We start from the raw sequence: 17,813 nt of genomic DNA on the forward strand, positions 1-17,813 counted from the left end.
GTTTCTGCAAATTGCTTTTGCATCGGAGTTGGAGCGGATTTGCGATTAGCCATGATTAACCCTCAAGCGTGTTTTTTTTCACAACTAAAGCGACGGCAGTCTGCTAATTACAATTAATTCAAAAAAAATAGTGGTGGGTGAGTGGGTAAAATTAAATTCACAATCAAGGTCAAAATTTCCTTGATTGTGAATTTGTTGGGTCTGCTTCCCAGAGCGTCCTGATTCGGACGGTGGCGACAATCATTACCCAGCATCGCGATTCGTGGAAAAGGCCTCGATAGAGGCAAAAAAATGCTCTGCTTTTTCAGCAGAGCTTTCTAATCAAACTTTAGCAATTATTCGTCGTCTTCCTCAAATTCTTCCTCTTCGTCTAAACTAAAATCATCCTCCTCATCGTCATCATCCTCATCCTCATCGCCTTCCTCGTCTTCGTCTTCGTCATCAATTTCATCGAGTATGTCATCAATTTCATCATCTTCATCATCGAGCTCGTCATCATCATCGAGTTCTTCAGTATCTTCTTCTGAGGATTTAGCTAACTCGTTGCGACGCTTTAAGCTTTGAGCATTGAACTCCATTAAATCGGCAATGGCAGCTTGCGGGTTGTCAGCAATTGTATCGTAAATTTGGCTCATCGCTAAGGCAACAACTTCGACATCATACTTGAGTTCCTCGGGTCGGCCAACTAGCTTGGGAAACACAGTATTGTTCCACTCTTGCCAGTCGAACTTTTTACCATTGCCATTGCCGTTGCGCTTGTTCAACTGAGCTTGAATATCCAATCCCAGTTTTTCGCGAATTGCGTGGCCAACCTTTGTCGAAATACGGCTATCGCGACGCTGAATTGTCACACCGTACTTCTTATGAATTGTATTGCGAATCTGTTTGACTAGCTCGCCAGCAAGTTGCTCCGGGCTGAGGTTAGGTTGAGGTTTTGATTTGGCTCCATTGTTACTGCTAACTGTTTGACTGTTCTGTTTTTCAGGTGGCTTAGATTTAGCAGGCACTGGTGAATGAGAGCGAATGGGAGTGGCGGCGGTTTGCTTTTTACTTGTGACCATGATTGACAATTTAACTTGCATAACATCAATTTATTAGTGCCGTTAGGCACAATTACCCCCTCCAATTGAGGGGGAAAACTTCGCTCATTAGCAGGACGCTAATTTTTAATTATGTTAGTTAAAGTTTTATGTTAAACATCCTCTATTTAGATGTATAAATTCATGAAATATTTCACGATCTCGTCTAATTTAAGAGCGACTCAAACTCCAATATTTGCCCTCGAATATTACAGTGCAGATCGCCAAAAAATATTGTCATCATTTCATCAGTACGCCAGTGAGTGTGGTTTACCTGTTTATTATTGGAATCCTGGCTATGCAACTCTTCAACAGGTGCGGTGTTTGGATAAACATCTCCCGAATTTAGGTTGTCATTCAGATATGACAAGCGTTTCAGATATTTCCCAGATGTATAATAGTGAATGCGTCTTATGTAAAACTGAGCTATCTGTCGAGAGTGATGTGCTGCAATTTCTGCTGGAAAATGACTGTCCCGGTATCTTTTTGTTAGAGGATATTTTGGAATCAGCCAGTACCGACCAGCCTCTTATCCGCCGTTATTCTCAATTGGCTAACGCATTCTTTGAGCTGAAAGGGCGTTCAGCCGAGCAATATTGGGTACTGCTGGGCGAGTACATCCAACTGCCATCAAAGCTAAGGCCATTAATTCCTCTACTCAAATGCCCGTTACCAGATCGTTTTGAAGTCGAAGTTCTTGTAGATAATTTTTGCGATCGCAATTGTTCCCTTGATTTTGGTTCAGATGCGGTAGCTGCTAAAAAACGGCTGGCTGTTTCTAGTCTAGGGCTGCCAACTGCTGAAATTGAATTAGTGTTAGATCGATCGCTCTCTGTGACCGCTTCAGTTGTCCAAATCGCACAGTTGGTATTGGAGCATAAAATATCGCAACTTCGAGACCAGGGGTTGGAGTTCATTGCTTCTCCAGACGTGCCTCATGCTGGCGGTTTAGATTTATTAGACGCTTATTTGAGCGAAGTCGTAAAGCTGTCAGAAGCTGATGCCAAGAAATATCACCTCAGACCTCCCAAAGGAATGCTGCTGTGGGGGCCGCCGGGGACGGGCAAAAGTTTGAGTGCAAAGCTAGCTGCTAAGAAGCTAGGTTATGCGCTTTTAGCAGCAAGTTGGGGCAATATTATAGGTTCCTCTAATCCAGATCGCGCTCTCAACAAAATGCTGGATACAGCAGATAATTTGGGCGGCTGCGTGTTGTTCTTTGACGATTTTGACAAGGGTTTTTCTGGCTGGGAATCAAATGCTGATGGCGGTGTAGCTAGGCGGCTGTCGCAGAAATTGCTCACCTGGATGCAGGAACATGAGAGCCCCGTGTTAATGTTAGCTACTGTTAACCGCTTAGAAATGCTGCCGGCTGAACTTATCCGCAGATTTGACGACGGCGGAATCTGGTTTGTGGATTTGCCACACAGCGGCGCTCGCTATGAGATTTTCAATTTGCACTTAGCTAAGTATTTCCCAGAGCAGTTTGGGGAAGGAAAAGAGAATCTTTGGAGCGACAGGCAGTGGTATTCATTACTATCTGATTATGCCGGAGCAACGAGTGCTGAAATTGCGATCGCAGTAAAGCGCTGTGCTGAACGAGCCTATTGTGAAGGGCGACCGGGTAAAATTGAATTGGCCGATTTGCGTTATCAGAGAACTCAGTTTGTGCTGTCGTCTGAGCGTTCTTCTGAAGATATCCAGGGGATTCGCAACAAAGCGTCCTTTGCTCGGCCTGCTTCTGGGAGGGATGGGTCTAAATTTGCGGCGGGAGAGCAAGAGTTATTCGAGTATCGGCCATCTGCTTACGATAAAACTTGAGTGCATGATAAATCGCAATAGCATCGGTTCGTTTTTTCCCTACTCCCACTCCCCAATCTTTCCCCGTTAATCTCTTACCCTCCCCAACTTTCCATCACTTTAATTTCTACCTCGCAAGGAATCGGAGAGAGAAATTTATTCCCGGCTCTCACCATACCTTTTTTAAGCAAGGCTTTAACTGGCCTCACTTCTTCAAGAGGACACTCTATTAAAATTTCATCGTGAACCACACAAATCAGTTTAGCATCCGTGCAGCTTAGAGGTGAAAAAATGAGAGCAAGAGCGAGTTTAGTAATGTCAGCGCTCATCCCTTGAATTGGGTTATTTAGCATTTCGTTAAGCAGTGGTTTAGTATCTTTTGACCATAATCTCCTTCTGCCTAAGACTGTCCGACTCTCTCGAATATCTCGGCTCCAGGCGCTCCGAACTTTGCCGTGAAATTGTTTGATACCTGTATAGGATTCAAAGAACTTCTTACGAAAGTGTGAAGCTTGTTGCAGCGTTAAAGTGACTCCATGCTCTGCTTGAGCCATAGTCTTAAATTTCGTAACTCCCATGCCATAAATTAAACCGAAGTTAATAATTTTGCCGAGCTGTCTGTCTTCGACAGTAATTTTAGATAAAGGTTTTGCTAGCACCAAGGAAGCTGTGAGAGAGTGCAAATCTTCCCCTTTGGAGTAAGCTTTCACCATCGTGCGATCGCCCGAAACCTTCGCCATGATCCGCAGTTCAATCTGGCTGTAATCGGCTTTGAGCAGGACGTAACCGGGTGCAGCTTTAAAACACTGTCGGGTTTCCTTATCTCTGGGGATATTCGTTAAATTTGGCTCTCGACAACTAAACCGTCCTGATCTAGCACCAATCTGAAACCAATTGGGATGAATGCGCCCTGTAATCGGGTGAATGCGTTCAGGTAAACCCAGAGTAAAAGTATCGATACGAGCCGATAAACTGCGATATTCTAACAGTGCTTGAATAACGGGATACTCGCCTTGCAAAGGAATTAAATGTTGAGAGCTAGTGGAAGTAACAGGAATACCTTTCTCTTGCAAAGCCGCTAAGACTTGCTTGGGAGAGCGAGGATTAATTGTATCCGTAAATTCGGGCAGCAGAGAGATTTGTTGATTAGGGTTAGGTCGATGGAGTTGTGAATTAATTTGTTTTAAAAGAGAGTCGCGTTCATGACAGAGCTTCACTCCCAAAACTTTCCACTGTTCTCTATCTAAAAGCATTCCGTTGAGTTCCATAGAAGCCACCGCAGGCAGACAAGCAAACTCTAGTAAAGCAGTTTTCCAAAGCTTAGAAGCTTTCAGTTTTTGTTGCAGAGCAGCAGCCAGCGGGAATAAGATTGCAGCATCGGTAGCAGCATATTGGAGTTGAGCGAGTGTTAAGTTTGCCGACCAATCGCTAACTTGCTGCGTTTTGTCTAGCTTTACTTTCAACAAATTCTCAGTGACAGCATCTAGGGACAAATGGCGTTTTAGTCCAGCCGTCAGCACTCGGTAAGCCAAATAGGTATCGAAAAAGGGTTTGGATGGTTCCAGTCCGGCAAAAGCGAGCATTTGCCATTCAAATTTGAGGTTGTGACCTACCTTCAGTGCAGGACTCGCTAAGAGCAAGCGTAATGGTTCGAGGGAACTCGGTTCAATGGCCCATAAATCTACAATGATTACTGGATGGTCAGGAATGGCAAGTTGTAACAATCTAATTTTGGCTTTGTAGGGGTCAAGCCCTGTCGTTTCGCAGTCTATACCGATAATTTTTGCTTGTTGGAATGGTTGAAGAGCTGTTTCAAGATTGAAAGCAGTATCGATCAGTTGATAAGGAGTTTTAAGTGTAACTTGCAAATGAGCTATTTTAAGTTTGTCTGGACTCAAAACAGTTGGGATAGCGGTTGATTGTTTCTGCTCTTTTAGTGGATTAGGTTTCATAATTAGTTCCGTTTATAAAAAAGTGAAAGAATATCGTTGTGTCAATAATGCACAAAATTTAACTATTTTTAAGGAGTTTTCGACATTAGGTAGCTTGAGGATGATGGGTTTTATTTGGGAAGTATACGAGTTATAAGTCTGTTTTTTGTAAATCAATTTAAGTCCTGAACTTTAGGAATAAGGTAAGAGACATAAAGGATGGCGGTTGGTCTAAAAAAACCAGCCAACCCTGGTTTTGATTGAAAATAGTGGCCAACTTTAGAGCTGGCAACAGTTGTTTTGACTATCCCAAGTGCGGCCTAAAAGGTCGCAGCTAGGACTTACGCATTGACAAAACAACCAAACAGTGCATTGATAAATAATTGTCGTCTCCTTTCTAAGTATGGAACAATGAGAAAAATAACTAAACCCTCTACGGCACAATGCAACGCCGACCTTTACACCTTATTTTTGTTGTCAGAACCCAAACTGGGAGGATGTAGCAGATTATCAGAGATATTGGGAGATGTTTCTCACGATTCTATCAATCGGTTTTTGTTAAGAGAAAGGTATGAGCCGAAAGACTTATTCAGTCAGATAGAGAAAATAATCAACTTGACAGGAGGGATACTAAGTGTAGACGATACAGTCATAGAAAAGATTTACTGTTACCCTAAAAATGCCGACTTGATTAGTTATTTTTGGTCAGGCAAAGCTCATAAAACTATTATTGGTTTAAATTTAATCACCCTATATTACAGCGATATTAATGGTAAATCAGCGCCAATAAATTACAGAATATATGACAAAAAGGAGGGAAAAACCAAAAACGATTACTTTAGAGAAATGGTGAGCGAAATAATAAGCTGGGGAGTCAAGCCAAGAATAGTAACAGGAGATAGTTGGTATTCAGGAGTGGAAAACTTAAAATTTCTAAAAAACCAGAAATTGGGTTTTCTATTCGGAATTGAAAAAAATAGGACTGTCTCAAATGAGCCACATAATTATTGCCAGGTAAGCACTCTGGTCATTCCTGAATCAGGATTAAGAACTCATTTGAAAGAATTTGGATTTGTAAAAGTGTTTAGGAAAAGCTTTAAAGAAGAGGCCTCTAGACACTACATTTTGTATTTGCCAGACGAGTCAAAGATTCAGGAGATAACAAGAGATGAATTTCTCACAATTCATGATACTCATTGGGAAATTGAAACCTTTCATAGAGCCATCAAACAAGTATGTGGAATTTGTCGTTTCATGGTGAGAGACACCTCGGCAATCAAGACTCATATATTTTGTTCACTTCAAGCATTTGTAAAATTGGAGTTTATGCGGTCTGAAAAAATAATTAGTAACTGGTATGAAGTCCAAAGAAATCTATTCACTTCAGTTATACGTGAGCATATTTTGGCAAACCGATTCAGTGATGGCATTGTCTAGAATACATAGATGATGTTTTTTGTCAATGCGTAAGTCCTAGCAGCCTGGTTTGCCATCTGGAATCTTTTTACAAACGGCTGCGTTAGCGTCTGTACGATTAGCTTTTGAAAAAGATTTTTAGAGGGAGGTGAGTTGGAAAATATTGCTTGAATTGAAATTTTAAAATTATGACATATAATGTAGTTGTCACAATAATTAGGTTTGGCAATTGAATCGCCCTATCCAGCTTCTTCGAGTTCGAGATCGACAGGTAGTTAATGCTATCCTGACATCCGTTACTGAGAAGCATTTAGAAGATGCGACAACCCTGTGGCAACCAACGCTTCGAGGGAGTGGAGAAGAAGATGAATACTGGAATTGGGTTAGTAAAAGCTATAGAACTCAGTTTTTACCAGGAGATGAACTATATGCCATTGAGTGTGATGGCATAACTCAGGGTTTAATGACTATCGATATTTTAAAAAAACGCTGCTATATTGAGTCTCAATTGAGACGAAGATTGGTGTACGTCAAAGCCTTAGCAACGGCTCCCTGGAATCGACCAGCTATTAGCAATCCTCCCACTTATAAAGGAGTAGGTGGAACTCTAATAGATTTTGCGATTGCTCGTAGTGAGGAACTAGAATACCAAGGAAGGATAGGCTTCCACGCACTGCCTGGTGCGCTAGTATTTTATAGAAAGTTGAAAGTGGGGCTGCTAGACTGCGGTCCAGATCCTGAAGAACCCGACAATCTTAATTACTTTGAAACATTAAGGAAAGACAAATGAGTAACTCAATCCCCTCCCAGCCCCAATCCACAATAGATGATACAACCAGTTATCCGCGCTTGATGGAACTGATAGAAGCAGAAGATGCAGCTAATGGAGAAGTTGGCTGCGGTCGGAATTTGGGTAATAAACCTTCACTTTATCTAAAAACCTGCGGTATCAATATCTCTGATGAAAAGCTAAGAAATTTGTTAAGGGAGTATTTAGGTCATTTATTGATGGAGCTAGATTTTGACTCAATCATCAACCAGGTGAGTCATTTCGTAGAGTCATTAGTCGTGCAGGAACACACTCAATTAGAGCAGACAAGACCAGCATTAATGCTCTTAGAATCAGTTTTTGAGCAAATTCCTGCGAAAGAACTCAAACAATGTATTGAGTCAGAATTGGGGGAGTTTTGTTCGGAAACTGCGATCGAGCAAATTGTTCAGTACACTGGTCAAGTGATTTACTATTCACTTCTCCAACCTCGACATAAGTGGCCCAAACCTATTTGGGTACTAAGTGCTCTTGAGAAGGTGTATATTGCTCAGGCATCTAGTTTAGATGCAGCAATTGCCCAAGTTAAAGCACAATATTCCCACGAAACCGGAGAGCTGCAAGTAATAAAAGTCGGAGGTGTTCTCGCACCAAACCAAGTGATTTGCTTGGACTTAATGAACAAATTTTAAATAAAAAATGGGGAAGGAATTTGGTAGCTTTAAACGTACCCCAAGCTGCGTCATATCCCCTCTCTTAAGCATGGGTATTCTTTAGCTTTTAGTTCCTACTCTCTCTTAAAAGACATTTTTACAGGTTTCATAGCATTGCCCAGTGCTGAGAGCCGTTAGGTAACTTTGATAGAGCTGCCCCCTCCATGTGGAGGGGGTAATTTTTACTGAACAAAATCGCTCATAGGAATGAAGTTGCAGGAACTCGATGCGATTTAAATTGGAATTGTTCACCACATGAACTCATAAAAACCATGCATAATTCATCGATTGAACCTAATTCTGGCTATAACAACTCCGGTTACGAATCGGAACCCGATTTGACTGTTGGTTACTCGTCATCTAAAGAAGTTCGTCAAGGTAATTTTGACAACGCTTACCAAGAAAATGTGTATGACTTGTCCAACCTAGCAGATACTCCTTGGACAGATTCAGCAGTCCGCCCGAATCCACAGCTTGAGCTGGAGCTTGATTAAAGAAAAAAGCGAAGATGGAGAAATGCAGTCCAGGACGCACTATCAACCTAAAAAACCCAGTTTCTCGTTCTCATGTTCAACCTAGAATGACGGAATTACATAGAAAGAGCGGGTTTTTGGGTAATTCCTAAAAGGGAGAGGAAAAGAGGGAAAGAGAAAGAGAGGGAGAGAGGGAGAGAGGGGGAGAGGGAGATTTAGCTGATGGCTAATTTCTGCAATACTGCTCTATTTTTCGTAATGTTTTAAAAACCGTTTAAAGTTTTTCCAAATTAGAAAGAATAGAGCAGCTTTTTTTACCGGATTTGAGTTAACATCCATAGGATTCCCATGAACAGTCCAAAGCAGTTAAAAAAATTAAGCCAGGTAGGCTCGGCTTTAATAGCTGCCAGTACACTCTGCCTAATTTTTGCTTTCATCTGCATTACTTTCTTAAGCTTTCCATCACTTGCTAGCGCCAGTTCCTTACCTACTAAAATTTGGGAAAAAGAGCAATCTAGAGTTTTGCAGCCAGATTGGAGCCAGATTACCTTTAGTTCCCTGCCCGCAGTTGCTAGTTCTGGAAGTTCTGGCGATCGAAGCTGGCAAGCCGGCACTTCTGTTGACAACATCTTGAAGCTGGGGGACATCAACGATGTAAAACCTGAAATTCTGTCTTTGCAAGCAATTGAACAATTGGCACTAGGGGATATCAATTTAGAAAATATCAGCTTGTCAGCATTTCCCTTAGCTGGTAAGCAAACTGTCGGTCACTTGGCTGAAATTGTTCCGAATCTAGGCCAATTTCAATTGAGCGATGTTCCTCCAATTGCTTCTTTATCTTCTCAAATAGCCGCAGTGAACCCTAACATCAACCAATTACCAATTGGTCAAGCTGTAAAACAAGTACCGCAACTAGCGCAGGCAAAACTTAACCAAATTGACCTATCTGAGTTTGCGATCGCCCAAATCCCCAATCTTAATAGCGTAAATTTAGAACAGTTCTCTGGCTGGTCAGAGGAACTCATCAGCAATATTCCGCTGCTGAGTCAAGTCCCGCTTTCTACTTTTCCGGTTCCTATTGCGTCTATTGGCAGCACAATCATGCGAATTGACATGATTTACAGTCGGTACGAGAGCAAGCGCAATAACACAATTTCTGGTTCTGATGTAGAAGGATTTGCGGTAGCCTGCGAGAAAGATTGCGCTTATATCGAACTCGACGACATGGAAAACGTCGGTCGCCGCGCCACAGGGCCGCTAGAAGGCAAGCAGTGGATTAGCGGCAAATATCAGGAAGTGCGAGGTGGTTCTGGCTGTTTGACCGGTTGGGAACCGACGGGCCGGCATCTTTTTGGGGAAGTGTTTAAAGTAGTGGTAATGGAACCGTCAGAAACCAGCGATACTGTTGACACGGCTCTGTACTTCAGGTTTAGTTTGCCCTGCGGCAAATCGCCTTACATTATTGGTCCGGTTCCGTTTCTCAGTTACAGCGTTAATTCGCCTATGTTTGTCGGTCGATTAGAGGGCGGTTCTTCTAACAGTATTTCGCGTTCAAAAGGCGTCGCATCTGAAACAAAACCTTCAAAGCCGCTGAGTTCAAATCAAACTAAAGAAAACCCTTTACCAACTCAGCCTCTACCTGAATCCAAGCGAGAGTGCGCGCGCCCCGCAACTTACGTTAACGGTGTGGATGTAGCTTCATTAGGGGAGGCGTTAGCAAAGCTTTCCGAAGGAATCGCCAATTTGGAAAATGCAGCCAGTGGCGATTACGAAGCTATTGGCGAGATGGTTTGTACCGAAGGATCTCGCGACTGCGGGCGGGCGATCGGTCGCTATCAGTTGATGAGTTACCGGGAAGACGTGCAGCGTGCTGTCAGCTCAATTCCAGGGGGGGCTAACTTTATCCTGAACGTCAACAAAGGCCAAAAACCTACAAGAGAGGAACTCTTCCAATATTTTCCTCCTGCTGTTCAGGATAAAGTCTTGCAAAATTCTCTAGCTGAGAACTTAGTCAGCAGCCAACAGGAAATTGACCCTAAAACTGGGCAGGTGTTCAAGGGCGATCGCTTAATTGAGCGAGTAGCACAGAAACACTTTGGGGGTTCGGGCAGTAAAATTGATGCCAGCTATTCCAACATTTTAGGTGGCTACTCTCTCAAACAGTACGGGGAAAAAGTTCGAGAGCTTTATAACCACAATACCAGCGACAATTGCCAAGCTAATTCTGGTGACAGCAATGGCATCAGCAACTCGGTCGGCTCCGGCATTACTTTAAATGCTAGTTGGAGTATTAAGGTTGCGCCCTTCCTCAGCTCTTTTTTGGTGGGATTGTGGTTTTTAATTCGACTTTTTCATAAGCGAAAGCAGCAAACTTTTTTGATACTAATCGGTTTGGGGATAGCAGTTACTCTTGGCACGGCTGCGCTCTCCCATTGAACCAGGGGAAAGAGGAGGTGGAAAAGCAAGGTATTAACAACTCTAACAACCTTCTCCGCAATCAGGACGTTTTTAATTGCTGAAAGCAGTGATTTTATAGCACTAATATCAATTCCGGTTGTATCGGAATGATTGGGAGCATCTCATATTGGTAAAAACACTTCTTCTTCCTTCTTCTTTCGGACTCTTTCCTCCTGACTCCTGGCTCCTGGCTCCTAACTCCAATTTTGGGCTGGGCTGCTTTCATTGAGATGCTCCCGAATGATTAAACCACAGAGGGCACAGAGGACACAGAGAAAGAGAAGAGAGAGATAATAATTCCGATGTCAACGGATTAGATATGACTTGTCCCTAAGCTGTGCACGATATAAATTGTAGAGTCGTTTTGTATTCCCCGAAGCAAGTCATAAAAATTGACGGTAAGATTTAGAGATACAACAGCTTACTTCAACAAAAGACTCTCTCTCTTATTGTCTTTTTTTTCTGCTTTATTGTCCTTTTTTTTCTTTTATTTTGTAGGGTGGGACTAACAAATGGTTAAACAAAATAGAGTTAAGCAACAAACAGCAGGCACCCAAAAGATTGTCAAACCCCCGGTTTGGTTAAATAAACTTGGTTACTGGTTTCGCATTGGTTTGACAGTTTTTACCTCCCTGTCGCTATTATTGGGGACAGTTGCTTGCACGAATTCTAGTTCAGCAACAACCGCACCAGCTTCTTGGCAACAAGCTTTGCGAGTCACTCCAAAAGAAACTTTAACCCTAATTGTAAAGGAACACAGCAGCCTTCCAGAACTCAAAGTAGCGGCTGGGCAAAGTGCAGCGGCAGAAGCGATTAAGAGAATGCGAGTGTGGCAAGTTAATGGCTCGGTAGGACGGCTGAACCTTTATGATCTCAATAATTCCGCTCTGTGCGGTACAAAAGGCTGCCTTTATGTTGGCTACTTAATTCCTAATGATTCAAGTCAAATGCCAACAGAAGTATTTGCAGCTTATCTCGACCCCCATAAACCGCCGAAAACTCCTTTGTTTAAGGCTGACAGTTCCTCGCACGAGGGTTTGCCTTGTCTAGGAGTGAATCAGCTTTCCAAAGAAGGCCGCCGCCAGCTTCAATTTTGCTACGACGGCCTTACCTATCAACTTGCTGACAGCCAGCTTTTCAAAGAGGGTTAGTGTTTAGTAATCTGCGGGTTCATCGAAGTCAAAATTTTCTTCTGGATCAACCTCAACTTCAACCTCAGCCGCCTCGGAAAATTCATCTAACTCCTCTAATTCTGAGTCTGTTCCTCCTTCAACTTGTGCAATTTTGCGAGGGGGCGACAATTTACCTCGATTTTTGCGGTTAGTTACACTTTCTGGCAACGCCTGGACTTCAGGTTCGGCACCAGCGGCTATAGCTGGCAACCCGGCATCGCTAGCGTCTATGAAACCAGCAATGCTATTGTGCAGTCCCCAAATCAATTTCTTTTGTGGTTTTTGACCGAGAAATAGCTTGTGGAAATTAGCATCTGTTGGCTGAGTAATGCTGTGAGTTTTGCAGCAAAAGGATTTATTTTTGCCTTCCCCTTCTTTGAGAGCTCTAAACTCGACATTTAACACTCCCAAAGAGCGCCACTTGTCATTCTTACCGCTGTAATCTCTCCCAAAGCAATCAGCAAATGCCCGTTCCAAATTGCGGTAAAATTCTTCTCTAGCGCTCTTAAAGCTCCAGAGGGCTACATTCTTGAAGCGGACGACAATCGGTACCTGATGCAGGGGTTGGTTTTTGGGATCTAGAAAGATGAGAGCGTGTTCGGAACACACTTCCTGCGTCTTTTTATCGAGGGCATCGCGATATTCGTCGTAAAGCCCAATAAAACTACCTGCTAATTCTCCATTTTCTTCAATATCTTTGTAGCGGATGTACTCAGGCACAAAAGCTAATACCAACATTCTCGCTTTTGGGAGCAGTAAGCCTGTCACTTCTTCGCTTAGTTCGACCGTTGTCAATTCCTCAACATTAGGCATTACGTGCCATTCCGCTTTGACAAGCTGGTCGTTCGGGAGCAAAATACCTGCTGGGTTATCGTTAATCACGATTCCGTAGGGCAAAGAGGGCTTGCGAGTTTGGTTGTATTCACTGTTGAATAGCTCCGGATCTATCTCGTAATAATCAGCACTCTTGTTCTTTTGCGTGTTGGACTTTCCACTAGAATTCTGTACTGTCTTACTGATAGATTTCGCGTTATTGCTTCTTACCATTGTTTACCTATTTTTGTCATGGTCTCCCCCTTGAGGCGATAGCCGCTAGCTGAAACATTTAGTTTTTTTAAGAGCTAAAAAAAATGAACAATTTGCAATTTTTGCCTAAAATTAACAAAGCTACCTTGATACCAATGGCAGTTCAAGCTCCTAAACGTTCGTTAACTAGCATAGATTTTGGGGGGTTGTTGGGTCAGTTTATGAAGCCAGAGGGACTGGCAATGTTAGGGCTAATGGCAGGCTTACTTATTGCTTCCAAATTAGTTGGAAACGGGAAAGGTAAAATTACCTCCGGGCGGCTCTGCGGGACGGCTGAAAAATTGGCAGCCACAGGCTCTGCCCTCAAGCAAATGAAAGAAAAAAAACGGCAGCCCGTTACTTTGTGGAGCGGTACGCCGAGTTATTGGTTTAAAGGTTGTCAGGGATTGAGCGCTAGATTGCAAACGCTATTAGGTGCAAATCCGACGGTTTGGTTTCCCCACGCAGAACGCGGAACTTTAGTCATTGGTGCTCCGGGTTCTGGCAAAACATTCAGCGTCATTGACCGGATGGTTGAAAGTGCATTCCAGCAAGGTTTTCCTGCCATTATTTACGACAAAAAAGGAGACCAGATGAAAGTGCTTGCACCCCTTGCAGTGCGCTACGGCTACGATGTGCAAGTGTTTGCGCCAGGGGAAGCTTACAGCGGCACTATCAATCCTCTGGATTTTATGAGAGATGCACAAGATGCAGTAATGGCAGCAGAAATTGGACAAGTTATTGCTCGAAATGCTAGTCCGGGGGAGAGTAAAGGCAATGAGTTTTTTGAGAAAGCAGGCGAGTTGATGGCGAAGGGTTTAGTGCAGTTGGCAAAAAGCAGTCCTTACCCGGATTTAGCTTTTGTGTACGCAATTATTCAACTGCCTGATTTGGTCAAGCGCATCGACCACGCCGTTCACCGACCCGACGGTCATCCCCTCAAAATGGACAGGTGGATTGCCTCTAGTTTTTCGCAGTTATTAAGTTCAAAAGATGCTGAAAAAACAGTGGCGGGCATCAAGGCCACCGCAGAGGCTACCTACTCCAGTTTCATTCAAAAAGATTTGTTGCGGGCATTTATTGGTCGCAGCACCATTCCAATTGCTTTAGAAGGGAAAAAGTGCATTATTTTCAAATTAGATGACCAAAGACGCACTGTAGTGGGGCCGCTGTTAGCTGCTGCTATTCACTTATGTGTGGTGTCTAATTTGAGTCGGGTACGTTCTGACCCATTTTTGTACTGCTTAGACGAGTTTCCGTCTCTCAAGTTCGACAGAATGGATCAGTGGGCTAACGAATATCGTTCTGCTGGCGGCGTGCCGATTGTTGGCATTCAATCACTCAATCAGCTTTACAATCTCTATGGGGATAAAAAAGGGGCGGCGATCGCCAGTGCTCTGTCAACTCATGTCCTCTTCAACCCCGGCGATTTTGAGACAGCCGAGAAATATTCTAAGCGGTACGGGGAAGTGGAAGTGCTGGTAAAAAATCGATCGACCGGCAGCTCGACGGGGCAGCAAACGAGCCGTTCTGTCAACTGGAGCGAACAGTTGCAAAAGAAACCGCTGATTAGTCCTGACGAAATTCTGAGGTTTCCTCAAGGCAAGTGCGTCATCACTTCACCGGCCTACGCAACGGGGACGGAAGCTTTATTTCCCTACCCTCTCAAGATTCCGGTGCGGCCCGGCGACATAAAGCGAGCTAAAGAGTCTGAACAACTGTGGGACAGCAGCATCAGACCGCAGCTTGAAAGGCGGGCGAAAGCTTTGTCAGTAGAGCAGCAGACGGGTAAACTGCTCAATATAGATGAAGAGCTGGATCAGCGGATTCGATTCGCTTACCAATTGCTGCCACATCCGAACGATCCAGAAGAACCCGTGACTGTGGCTGATGTTGAGTCGCCTGTTAATGCTGGTGGTGCGAACAGCGCGGCTGGGAAAATAGCAGTTGGCAATATTCGGAAAAAACTCAAAACTCTGTCCTTTGGTGGCGATAGATGATGGAGCAAACTAAACAATTTTTGGCTGACATTTTGATTGTTGACGATATTCCCGCTAACATTCAACTACTTTCTCAATTGCTAATTGAAAACGGTTACAAAGTCAGGAAGTTGATTAGTGGACAGCGAGCTTTAAAAGCAGTAGAGTTGCAAGCGCCAGACTTGATTTTGCTCGACATAAAAATGCCCGGTATGGATGGTTATGAAGTCTGCCGTCAACTTAAAGCATCTGAAGCTACTTGTGATATCCCTATAATTTTCATCAGCGCTTTAGATGACGTATTTGACAAAGTAAAAGGGTTTGAGGCGGGCGGTGCTGACTACATTATAAAACCTTTTGAGCCTGTTGAAGTGTTAGCGCGGGTATCTGCCCAACTTAAAATGCAGCGCCTGCAGCAGCAACTTCGCTGCGCTAACGTGCAATTGGCTGCACAAAATGTTCAGCTCAGCCAGGAAATTCAAGAAAGACAGCAAGCAGAAGCCAATTTAAGAATGCTGTTGCATGCTGTTTCGCACGATTTGCGATCGCCTCTATCGGGAATGTCGCTGCTGCTGCGAAGTCGCCTCAATGATGCTGGCAGTAACATTGCTATTGATAGGCGGACTATGGAGGTTATGGTGCAAAGTTGTTCGCGCCAACTCCAGTTGATTGAGTCACTAACAGCAACACAACAGTTTGATGTGAAAAGTGCTTCTTTAGCCATGAAGCCGCTGTCGCTGCCCACTTTAGTCCAAAATATTCTTATTGAAAGATTACCAATTCTCAACCAGCATCGAGTCAAGGTTAAGCAGCTTTTTGCAGCCGATTTGCCTTTAGTCAATGCTGATGCCCAGCAGCTCTGGCGGGTGTTTGGCAATCTGATCGACAATGCTGTTAAATACAATCAGTCTGGGTTTATTTTGACGGTAGAAGCTAAAAAGGAAGGTGAGATGGTTCGCTGTACGGTTGCAGACAATGGGGCAGGAATTTCTCTTCAGCAATGTGCAAGATTATTCGAGCCTTATACGAGGGGAGTTGGAGTTAGTTTAAGGCAAGGATTGGGATTGGGACTTTTCATTTGCAGGCAAATTGTTGAGGCTCACGGCGGAGAGATTGGCGTTGATAGCGAATTGGGAAAAGGAGCGAGGTTTTGGTTGACATTGCCAAAGTTTGAAGATTGACAAGATGCCATAATTTGCTACGCGATAGCTACGCCTCAAAAACCACTTTTTTTAGAACAATTAGAAGCTGCATTCCAACGGCTAAACCAGCCCCAAACGCAGTGCTTTAACGGCAGCCTGGGTGCGATCGCTCGCTTCAAATTTAGCTATAATCATCTCTACATGACCTTTGGCGGTGTGGACGCTCATTCCTAGTTGAGCAGCGATTTGTTTATTGCTTTTACCCTCAACTAGCTGCTGCAAAACCTGCATTTCCCGTTCTGTCAGCTTGATGTCGTCATTCGCATAGCTATCGGGCAGTGGCGTTTTGAGATTTTGCAGCACGCAGTCGGCAATCTTAGGGTCTAGGTAACTGCCACCTTCTTGCACAGTCGTAATCGCTGCTAGAAGTTGTTCTGCGTTAGTACCTTTAACGCAGTAGCCGTGAGCGCCGCTTGACAAAGCCGCCATTACCTGAGTTGGATTGCTGTGGTGGGTGAGCATCAGGATGCGAGTATGCGGCAGTGCGGCTCTGATTTGCTGCGCGGCTGCAATACCGTCGATTCCGGGTAAGTCAATGTCCATCAGCACGATGTCTGGTTGGTGTTGCAGTGCAGCACTGACGGCTTCGTTGCCGTTAACAGCTTGTGCGACAACTGTTAAATGGGGTTGGTTATTGAGGATATGCTGTAGACCGAGCTGCATCATCGGGTCATCTTCAACTATCAGGATGGTTTTTAGTTGGCTTGTTTTTGGTTGGGTGGCGGTAGTTGCAGTCACGATTAAGATTCCTACTACATTTTATCCATAGTCTATTGTTTTTCCTCATGTTAAAGAGTGTCATCCTCCTATGGAGAGAAGAAAAGTATTGATTTTTGGGCAATTTCTTCGGAAGGTGGATGTCTCTCGATAGGAGGATGGTAATAAAGTCGGTTCTCCCGAGTTTTAGGTGATCATAAAAATTCTAGTGATGCGGCCCGAAAAGCCCGGGCGAGAGGCTCACACTACCGTTCCCACCACAAATCCAGAAGAGCTATACACAGTCTGAACAGATTAGATCGACACTTCGTTGACTTCATCCAAATTGATTTCATCCAAATTGACTTCATCCAAATTAATAGCTGTTGCTACTTCCTTCGGTTGAGGTGTTAGATGACCATTGAGCTTGATAACTGTTTGTTCTCTCTCTCGTTCAATGGTAGTCAAAAGCCAATTTTGAGTTTGTCGGTGTTGCTTGCTGTCCCAGGCAAACAGAACTTTTTCTGCTTGTTGAGTCGGGTGCAGTGCCAAAATAATCAGTTGCAGCTTGTGAGGCTCGATCTCGAAAAATTCGGCAGCTACCCATAACTTAACTCGGTCTTGCCAAGTCAGTACAGGATGGCGAATCGCCCACTCAAATAGTTTGGGCGTTCCTTTGACTAGACCCACATTTGCACGGACTTGTATCACTTTAAATGGAGGAGAAGGGGAAGAATTTTCTTCTGTCACTCCCCTTTTTGCTCGGTCTAGTTTTGTTTGAATTGGAATGTCAACAAACAGTTTTCGCTGCGGTAAAAACAGTGATGGCGATAGTTCTTTGAGCTGGAAAACCCACTGCTGGAACTGGGGGTGACTGTTGAGAATTGGCTCGACAGGTAATCCCATTAAAATTTGCTTGACAAGCAGTTGCAAGCGTTCTTGAAGATAGGAAGGAACAAGAGGCGGCTCTTGTAGTGGGCTAGTATGAATAGTTTGATTGAGGTCTGATAGAGTAAGGAGGTACATTGCTCAGAGCATAAAAGACTGAGCAATAGCGGCGATCG

The 17,813-nt window shown here is 43.8% G+C and carries 14 protein-coding genes; 9 read left to right on the forward strand and 5 right to left on the reverse strand.

The window, feature by feature from the left end; all coding sequences use genetic code 11:
- Window positions 1-335: 335 nt before the first annotated feature.
- On the reverse strand, window positions 336-1,061 hold the full coding sequence (locus tag QUA90_RS24260; RefSeq protein WP_333316060.1) for a hypothetical protein: 726 nt from the start codon (window positions 1,059-1,061) through the stop codon (window positions 336-338).
- A 162-nt stretch (window positions 1,062-1,223) separates the two neighbouring features.
- Between QUA90_RS24260 and QUA90_RS24265 the strand changes: the two genes are divergently transcribed.
- Window positions 1,224-2,897 carry an AAA family ATPase gene (locus QUA90_RS24265; protein ID WP_333316062.1) on the forward strand — a complete coding sequence of 558 codons (1,674 nt, stop codon included), beginning with the start codon at window positions 1,224-1,226 and terminating at the stop codon, window positions 2,895-2,897.
- 74 nt (window positions 2,898-2,971) lie between these two features.
- Here the strand turns inward: QUA90_RS24265 and QUA90_RS24270 are convergent, their stop codons facing one another.
- On the reverse strand, window positions 2,972-4,828 hold the full coding sequence (locus QUA90_RS24270) for a bifunctional 3'-5' exonuclease/DNA polymerase (RefSeq protein WP_333316064.1): 1,857 nt from the start codon (window positions 4,826-4,828) through the stop codon (window positions 2,972-2,974).
- 390 nt (window positions 4,829-5,218) lie between these two features.
- Between QUA90_RS24270 and QUA90_RS24275 the strand changes: the two genes are divergently transcribed.
- The 6 genes from QUA90_RS24275 (at window position 5,219) to QUA90_RS24300 (ending at window position 11,786) form a co-directional block, all read left to right on the forward strand.
- Complete coding sequence (locus tag QUA90_RS24275) at window positions 5,219-6,244, forward strand: IS701 family transposase (RefSeq protein WP_333316175.1); 1,026 nt, start codon at window positions 5,219-5,221, stop codon at window positions 6,242-6,244.
- Between the two features lie 208 nt (window positions 6,245-6,452).
- A complete protein-coding gene (locus QUA90_RS24280) occupies window positions 6,453-7,013 on the forward strand; it encodes a hypothetical protein (protein WP_333151679.1) in 561 nt (186 codons plus the stop codon).
- A complete protein-coding gene (locus QUA90_RS24285) occupies window positions 7,010-7,684 on the forward strand; it encodes a hypothetical protein (protein WP_333316067.1) in 675 nt (224 codons plus the stop codon). The genes QUA90_RS24280 and QUA90_RS24285 overlap by 4 nt, the downstream gene beginning before the upstream one ends.
- A 293-nt stretch (window positions 7,685-7,977) precedes the next feature.
- Window positions 7,978-8,199 (forward strand): hypothetical protein, encoded by a 222-nt coding sequence (locus tag QUA90_RS24290; RefSeq protein WP_333316069.1) that lies wholly within the window; start codon window positions 7,978-7,980, stop codon window positions 8,197-8,199.
- 327 nt (window positions 8,200-8,526) lie between these two features.
- Complete coding sequence (locus tag QUA90_RS24295; protein WP_333448164.1) at window positions 8,527-10,614, forward strand: hypothetical protein; 2,088 nt, start codon at window positions 8,527-8,529, stop codon at window positions 10,612-10,614.
- A gap of 533 nt (window positions 10,615-11,147) precedes the next feature.
- Entirely contained in the window at window positions 11,148-11,786 is a 639-nt protein-coding gene (locus QUA90_RS24300; RefSeq protein ID WP_333281257.1) for a hypothetical protein, read from the forward strand.
- A 3-nt stretch (window positions 11,787-11,789) separates the two neighbouring features.
- Here QUA90_RS24300 and QUA90_RS24305 read toward each other — a convergent pair whose 3' ends face one another.
- Window positions 11,790-12,854, reverse strand: a complete 1,065-nt coding sequence (locus tag QUA90_RS24305; RefSeq protein ID WP_333448165.1) for a DUF5895 domain-containing protein — start codon at window positions 12,852-12,854, stop codon at window positions 11,790-11,792.
- A gap of 83 nt (window positions 12,855-12,937) precedes the next feature.
- On the opposite strand from QUA90_RS24305, the gene QUA90_RS24310 reads away from it, so the two are divergent.
- Window positions 12,938-14,872, forward strand: coding sequence for a type IV secretion system DNA-binding domain-containing protein (locus QUA90_RS24310; protein WP_333448166.1), 1,935 nt, complete (start codon window positions 12,938-12,940; stop codon window positions 14,870-14,872).
- Window positions 14,869-16,032 carry a hybrid sensor histidine kinase/response regulator gene (locus QUA90_RS24315; RefSeq protein WP_333448167.1) on the forward strand — a complete coding sequence of 388 codons (1,164 nt, stop codon included), beginning with the start codon at window positions 14,869-14,871 and terminating at the stop codon, window positions 16,030-16,032. Before QUA90_RS24310 ends, QUA90_RS24315 begins: the two co-directional genes overlap by 4 nt.
- An 81-nt stretch (window positions 16,033-16,113) precedes the next feature.
- On the opposite strand, the gene QUA90_RS24320 is transcribed toward QUA90_RS24315, so the two are convergent.
- Window positions 16,114-16,791 carry a response regulator transcription factor gene (locus QUA90_RS24320; protein ID WP_333316077.1) on the reverse strand — a complete coding sequence of 226 codons (678 nt, stop codon included), beginning with the start codon at window positions 16,789-16,791 and terminating at the stop codon, window positions 16,114-16,116.
- Between the two features lie 273 nt (window positions 16,792-17,064).
- A complete protein-coding gene (locus QUA90_RS24325; protein ID WP_333316080.1) occupies window positions 17,065-17,775 on the reverse strand; it encodes a hypothetical protein in 711 nt (236 codons plus the stop codon).
- Between the last annotated feature and the right edge of the window lie 38 nt (window positions 17,776-17,813).

The organism is Microcoleus sp. D3_18_C4, assembly GCF_036702355.1.
GTDB lineage: Bacteria > Cyanobacteriota > Cyanobacteriia > Cyanobacteriales > Microcoleaceae > Microcoleus.